Consider the following 6,208-nt stretch of genomic DNA (forward strand, 5'->3'; position numbering starts at 1 on the left):
CTACCTGGCGTTTTTCAGCAGCTTCGACTATTTGCAGCAAGTGGCGCAGTTGCTGGCCGAGCGGTATCCGCAGATCACGCTGTGGTCGCAGTCCCGGGGCATGGGGGAAGCGCAGCGTCAGGACTTTCTCGACCAGTTCACCGCCGACGGGCAGGGCATCGGTTTTGCGGTGCTGGGTGGCGCGTTCGGTGAAGGCATCGATTTGCCCGGCGCCCGCTTGATTGGCGCCTTCATCGCCACCCTGGGGCTGGCGCAACTCAATCCGGTCAACGAACAGCTGAAACAGCGCATGGCGGCGATTTTCGGTGCCGGTTATGACTACACCTACCTGTTTCCAGGTCTGCAGAAAGTGGTGCAGGCGGCAGGAAGGGTGATCCGTACACGAGAGGATCAAGGGGTGGTGATGCTGATCGACGACCGGTTTGGGGAGAGTAAGGTCAAGCAATTGCTGCCGCGTTGGTGGTCCGTTGAGCTGACGCAATTTCCTTCTGGTTTGTAGGAGTTTTTACCTTGTAAAACAGTGACATATCTTGAAAGACACGCTCGTTTGAACAAACAACGAAACACCGCTTTATTCAAAGGGCAGGCAATCACTTTCAAGCGAATCTTTGATAAGGAAATCAAGGTATGTCAGTAGCACCGAATTACGCTTACACGCCAGAACAAGTCACCGCAGCGTTCACTGAAATCACCACCACATTATTCAGTGGCATCACCGCCGAAACACTCCCCAAGATGCTGATTGTCGCGGGGGTACAGGGCTCGGGTAAAACCTATCTGCTGGAAAAAAGCCTTTTGCCCACCAACCGCTATGCCAATTATGTCCGGCTGTACTTGCCCGAATACCGAAAAAAACACCCTCAATACGCAGAAATGATCAAACTCGGTGTCCTGCACGCTTATGAACATACGGAGGCTTTTGTCCGGGATGTGAGTACGAAGATCTTCACCGAGGCGTTTAAAAACAAATACAACATCATCATGGAATGTGCATTCGACAGCATCGATTTCGCGGCTTTCCCACCGACGGCGACGGCTGCCGGCTACCAGTTCGAAACTCACATCGTCGCCTGCAATCAGGAGTTCGCTCATGTATCGAGCATCAAAAGAGCACTGAAAAGCCTGGAAGATCAGGAAATGGAAAGATTTCTCCCGGCATCAAAGCTGGAGGCCAGCATGAGATATGCACAAGCGATCATCCCGGCCTTCGAGACAGCCGCAAAGGCGATCAGCGGCTCGCAAATCATCTTGTACGAGCGTGGGTTTGGTGGTTTGAAAGACCGTGTCTTGCGCGCTCAGAGCACCTACACAAAGGCCGCCAACGGAGCGATCGACTCGACGACACTCAACGCGCATTTTTCGCACGGTGTCTATTCCGGCATCATCGACAAACATGTCTTCACGATGACCGACCGGGACGAAATGGTCAAAGAATGTCATGTGGCGTTGCATAAGTCCCGGACCCATGCCCGCTATGTCCCGAACTTCGTCTACAACGAGCTGTACGCTTACATCGTCAAATACGTGTACCGATAATCCGCGCTGTAGGAGCTCAGCTCCTACAGTTGATCCGTGGTTGCCGCACGAGTCAGCGGTTGCGCAAACTACGCTCCATCCGCGCAATCCCTTCTTCCAGCAACGCCCGTGGGCAGCCGAAGTTCAAGCGCACGAATTGCCGGGCGTGATCGCCGAAATCCAGCCCGGCGCTCAGCCCGACTCTGGCCTGTTCGAGGAAGAATTGCTGCGGGTTGTCCAGCCCCAGTGCCGTGCAATCGAGCCACGCCAGATAAGTGCCCTGGGGAACGTTCATGGTCACGCCCGGCAACCGCGTGCGAACGGCCTCCACCAGATAGTCCCGATTGCTTTGCAGGTAGGCCATGAGTTCGGTCAGCCATGGGCGGCCTTCGCTGTAGGCGACGCGGGTGGCTTCCAGGCCCAGCGGGTTGACGCTGTCGACCATGCCGCAGCGGGCATGGTTGACGCGATGGAGCAGCGCTGCGTCTTGAATGATCATGAACGCAGTCTTCAGGCCAGCGATGTTGTAGGCCTTGCTGGCCGACATCAAGGTGATGGTGCGCTTGGCGATCTGCGGGCTGAGCGAGGCGGTCGGAATATGCACGCGCCCATCGAAGCACAGCTCGGAATGGATCTCGTCGGAGATGATCCACGCATCCTGTTCCAGGCAGATGTTGGCAACCGCTTGCAGTTCTTCCCGAGGGAAGACCTTGCCCAGCGGGTTATGCGGGTTGCTCAGCAGCAACGCGCCACCGCCTTGCAGAGCCTGGCGCAAGGCATCGAGTGGCGTGGCGTACGTGCCATCGGCCAGCACGTTGAAGTCCAGTTCGACCTTGTTCAGCTGCCAGTGGCCCGGCGCATGACGCAGTGGTGGGTAGTTGGGTGTCTGCACGACCACGTTCTGTTGCGGCTGAACCAGTGCATGCAGGGCCATGTTGAAGCCTGATTCGATACCCGGCAGGAACACCAGTTCCTGGGGCTGCACACGCCAGGCGTACTTGTCCCACAGGTCGGCGACGATGGCGTCACGCAAGTCATTCTGGGCCACGCTGTAACCGAGCATCGGGTGTTCCAGGCGTTTTTGCAGGGCCTGAATGATCGCCGGCGGTGCGGCGAAGTCCATGTCGGCGACCCACATCGGCAACACGTCGGCCGGGTAGCGGCTCCACTTGGTACTGCCGGTGCCATGGCGGTCGAACACCTGATCAAAATCGAAAGTCATGCTCAGTCTCATAAAAGGCAGAGGGGGTAATCCGGCGGCCATGATAAGCGCCAACCTTCACTGCTGGCGAGTTGTGCAACAGGGCATGACCGGCAAGCCGCCGACGGTCGGTTTTCAGACCGTGCACCACAACATTGTCTAAAGTTCTAATTGGCGGTAGTTCCGTTGCCGTCACCGTGATCGTCCAGAAAAACCCGGCCAACGCACCGGGCTTCCACCTGATCAGGAGTGCACGATGGACCTCAACCGTCGTCAGTTCTTCAAGGTCGCTGGTCTCGGCCTTGCAGGATCCACCCTTGGCGCGCTGGGCATGGCCCCGACGCCAGCCTTCGCCGAACAAGTGCGTCATTTCAAGCTCGCCCATACCCATGAAACCCGCAACACCTGCCCGTACTGCTCGGTCGGCTGCGGCTTGATCATGTACAGCCAGGGCGACAATGCGAAGAATGTCGCCCAGAGCATCATTCACATCGAAGGCGATGCCGACCACCCGGTCAATCGCGGCACCCTCTGCCCAAAAGGCGCAGGCCTGCTCGACTTCATTCACAGCCCCAGCCGTCTGCAATACCCGCAAGTGCGCAAGCCCGGCACCAAGGAGTGGACGCGGATCTCCTGGGATGAAGCGCTGGACCGTATCGCCGACCTGATGAAGGCCGACCGTGACGCCAACTTCATCGAGAAGAACGCCCAGGGGCAAACGGTGAACCGCTGGCTGACCACCGGTTTCCTCGCGGCCTCGGCCTCGTCCAACGAAGCGGGTTACATCACCCACAAGGTCATTCGCAGTCTGGGCATGCTGGGGTTCGATAACCAGGCACGTGTCTGACATGGCCCGACGGTGGCAAGTCTTGCCCCGACGTATGGCCGTGGTGCCATGACCAACCACTGGACCGATATCGCCAACGCGAATCTGGTTCTGGTGATGGGCGGCAACGCAGCAGAAGCACACCCTTGCGGTTTCAAATGGGTGACCGAAGCCAAAGCCCACAACAAGGCGCGGCTGATTGTGGTCGACCCGCGTTTCACCCGTACGGCCTCGGTAGCGGACTATTACGCACCGATCCGCACCGGCACCGACATCGCCTTCATGGGCGGGCTGATCAATTACCTGTTGACCGAAGACAAGATCCAGCACGAATACGTGCGGGCCTATACGGACGTGTCGTTCATCGTCAAGGCCGGCTACGGTTTCGAGGACGGCTTGTTCAGCGGTTACGACGCGAGCAAGCGCAGCTACACCGACAAGTCCGGCTGGGGGTATGAGATCGGCGAGGACGGCTTTGCCAAAGTCGACCCGACCTTGCAGGACCCACACTGCGTCTATCAATTGATGAAGCAGCATTACAGCCGCTACACCCTGGAGCTGGCCAGTCAGGTCTGTGGCATGCCCACCGACGCGATGAAGAAAATCTGGGAAGAGATTGCCACGTGTGCGCAACCGGGCAAGACCATGACGATTCTCTATGCCCTGGGCTGGACCCAGCACTCGATCGGCTCGCAGATGATCCGCAGCGCGGCCATGGTGCAACTGCTGCTGGGCAACATCGGCATGCCGGGCGGGGGCGTCAACGCTTTGCGTGGGCACTCCAACATCCAGGGCCTGACCGACCTCGGCTTGCTGTCTAACCTGTTGCCCGGTTACCTGACCCTGCCGTCCGAAGCCGAACAGGACTACAACGCCTACATCGCCAAACGCGCCCTCAAACCGCTGCGTCCCGGGCAGATGTCCTACTGGCAGAATTACGGCAAGTTCCACGTCAGCCTGATGAAGGCCTGGTACGGCGCCAATGCCACCGCCGAGAATCACTGGGGCTACGACTGGCTGCCGAAACTGGACATTCCCGGCTACGACATCCTGAAAATGTTCGACATGATGGGCAAGGGCCAGGTCAACGGCTACATGTGTCAGGGCTTCAACCCGATCGCCGCCTTGCCGGACAAGAACCGGGTGATGAAGGCGCTCGCCAAACTCAAGTGGCTGGTGGTGATGGACCCGCTGGCCACCGAGACCTCGGAGTTCTGGCGCAACGTCGGGCCTTACAACGATGTGCAGACGGCCGACATCCAGACCGAAGTCATCCGCCTGCCCACCACCTGTTTCGCCGAAGAAAACGGCTCGCTGGTCAACAGCGGCCGCTGGCTGCAATGGCATTGGAAAGGTGCCGACGGCCCGGGACAGGCGCGCACCGACGTGAAGATCATGGCCGAGCTGTTCATGCGCCTGCGTCAGCGCTATCAGGCCAATGGTGGCGCCTGGGCCGAGCCGATCCTCAAGCTCGACTGGCCCTACAAAGTACCGGATGACCCGACACCGGAAGAACTGGCCCGGGAATTCAACGGCTACGCCATCGCCGATGTCACCGACGCTTCGGGCGCGGTGGTCAAGGCCGGTCAGCAGCTGTCCGGTTTCGCCCAACTCAAGGACGATGGCAGCACGGCCTCCGGTTGCTGGATCTTCTGCGGCAGTTGGACCGAGCAGGGCAACAACATGGCCCGTCGTGACAACAGTGATCCTTACGGCATGAAGCAGAACCTCGGGTGGGCCTGGGCCTGGCCGGCGAACCGACGGATTCTCTATAACCGTGCCTCTTGCGACCCTCAAGGCAAACCGTGGGATGCGAAAAAGCGCCTGGTGTGGTGGAACGGCAAGGTCTGGACCGGCACCGACGTGCCCTGGGCCAGGCCAAGGACTTCCCTTATGCGGCGACCAGCTACCGGCTGACCGAACACTTCCACTTTTGGACCAAGCATTGCCCGATCAACGCCGTGACCCAGCCCGAGCAGTTCGTCGAAATCGGCGAGGCGCTGGCCAAGGAGAAGGGGATTGCCGCTGGCGACCGGGTTAGGGTCAGTTCCAAGCGCGGACATATCGAAGCAGTGGCGGTGGTGACCAAGCGGATTCGTCCGCTGCAGGTCAACAATCAGGTGGTGCACCAGATCGGTATCCCGTTGCACTGGGGTTTCACCGGCGCCACCCGCCACGGTTACCTGACCAACACCCTGGTGCCGTTCCTCGGCGATGGCAACACACAGACCCCGGAATCCAAGTCATTCCTGGTCAACGTGGAGAAAATCTAAATGGCCAGCCAAGACATCATCGCCCGTTCGGCCACCACCACCGTGCCGCCCTCGGTGCGTACCCAAGGGGAAGTGGCCAAGCTGATCGACACCACCAAGTGCATCGGCTGCAAGGCTTGCCAGGTCGCCTGCTCGGAATGGAACGAGCTACGCGACGACGTCGGTCACAACCTCGGCACCTACGACAACCCTCACGACCTCAGCGCAGACACGTGGACCCTGATGCGTTTCACCGAGCATGAAACCGACGCCGGCAACCTCGAATGGTTGATCCGCAAGGACGGCTGCATGCACTGCGCCGAGCCCGGCTGCCTGGCGGCATGCCCGAGCCCCGGCGCGATCATCAAACACGCCAACGGTATCGTCGACTTCGATCAGGACCACTGCATCGGC

Annotated in this window: 4 protein-coding genes and 1 pseudogene; 4 read left to right on the forward strand and 1 reads right to left on the reverse strand. The window is 59.5% G+C overall.

Going from position 1 to position 6,208, the window contains the following annotated elements; all coding sequences use genetic code 11:
- The coding region (locus AC1DLB_RS20070) for a helicase C-terminal domain-containing protein (RefSeq protein WP_477785510.1) at positions 1-499 on the forward strand (499 nt) is incomplete at its 5' end.
- 128 nt (positions 500-627) lie between these two features.
- The gene (locus AC1DLB_RS20075) at positions 628-1,536 is read left to right on the forward strand and encodes a zeta toxin family protein (protein ID WP_477743088.1); all 909 of its coding nucleotides are present in this window, start codon (positions 628-630) and stop codon (positions 1,534-1,536) included.
- A 52-nt stretch (positions 1,537-1,588) separates the two neighbouring features.
- Here the strand turns inward: AC1DLB_RS20075 and AC1DLB_RS20080 are convergent, their stop codons facing one another.
- A complete protein-coding gene (locus tag AC1DLB_RS20080; RefSeq protein ID WP_477743089.1) occupies positions 1,589-2,737 on the reverse strand; it encodes a MalY/PatB family protein in 1,149 nt (382 codons plus the stop codon).
- Between the two features lie 235 nt (positions 2,738-2,972).
- Here AC1DLB_RS20080 and fdnG point away from each other — a divergent pair.
- A pseudogene (fdnG, locus tag AC1DLB_RS20085) lies at positions 2,973-5,815 on the forward strand (formate dehydrogenase-N subunit alpha).
- The coding region (locus tag AC1DLB_RS20090) for a 4Fe-4S dicluster domain-containing protein (protein ID WP_477785511.1) at positions 5,816-6,208 on the forward strand (393 nt) is incomplete at its 3' end. It abuts the pseudogene before it with no gap.

This window comes from Pseudomonas sp. 05N434, from assembly GCF_056396965.1.